Source organism: Aquitalea sp. ASV11, from assembly GCF_016429185.1.
Classification (GTDB): domain Bacteria; phylum Pseudomonadota; class Gammaproteobacteria; order Burkholderiales; family Chromobacteriaceae; genus Aquitalea; species Aquitalea pelogenes.
Window position 1 is genome coordinate 1 of the sequence record NZ_JAELUD010000244.1, and the last position, 302, is coordinate 302.

Sequence of the window (302 nt, forward strand, 5' to 3'; positions counted from 1 at the left end):
CCCCCCCCCCCCCCCCCCCCCCCCCCCCCCCCCCCCCCCCCCCCCCCCCCCCCCCCCCCCCCCCCCCCCCCCCCCCCCCCCCCCCCCCCCCCCCCCCCCCCCCTTTTCCAGCAGAAGACGGCATACGCGATTATTGCGTTCGTCTCGTGGGCTCGGAGATGTGTATAAGAGACAGGGCCTGAGCTATCAGGAGCGCATTACCGGGGAAACCCACCATGTGGCGCTGGAAGGCATTTTTGTGCAGATCGGCCTGCTGCCCAATACCGACTGGCTGAAAGGCAGCGTTGCCCTGTCGCCGCGCG

The 302-nt window shown here is 72.2% G+C and carries 1 protein-coding gene; it reads left to right on the top strand.

The annotated features are described in order from the left end of the window. A partial coding sequence (locus tag JHD62_RS21960) for a hypothetical protein (RefSeq protein ID WP_199104650.1) occupies positions 1-302 on the top strand: 302 nt, incomplete at both ends.